Here is a 412-nt window from a genome sequence, read left to right on the forward strand (position 1 = left end):
CAACATGTCAAAGAACTTGTTATCCCCTATCGGGATAAAAGTGGAAGTAGAATACTTCCTTAATAATTATATAATAATCTCTTATGATTATTAAAATGTGGAGGATAACGGATTCGAACCGTTGACCCCCTGCGTGCAAGGCAGGTGCTCTAGCCAGCTGAGCTAATCCCCCATTTTATTTTTTTTGAATTCGAACCGCTGACCCTCCCGACTTCTAGTCGGGATGCTCTAGCCAGCTGAGCTAATCCCCCGGAAAATTTTTATTAAGTGTGGGCCTGCGTGGACTCGAACCACGGACCTCTACATTATCAGTGTAGCGCTCTAACCACCTGAGCTACAGGCCCTCTAATAAGTAAAGAAGATGTAAGACAACCGTTTCAAATATACTGACTCCAGAAAGGAGGTGTTCCAG

At 43.9% G+C, this 412-nt stretch carries 2 tRNA genes; both read right to left on the bottom strand.

The window, feature by feature from the left end:
- Positions 1-98: 98 nt before the first annotated feature.
- Positions 99-172 (bottom strand) — tRNA-Ala (locus tag EL17_RS22390).
- 98 nt (positions 173-270) lie between these two features.
- Positions 271-344, bottom strand: a tRNA-Ile gene (locus tag EL17_RS22395).
- Between the last annotated feature and the right edge of the window lie 68 nt (positions 345-412).

It is taken from the genome of Anditalea andensis (assembly GCF_000714815.1).
Lineage (GTDB): Bacteria > Bacteroidota > Bacteroidia > Cytophagales > Cyclobacteriaceae > Anditalea > Anditalea andensis.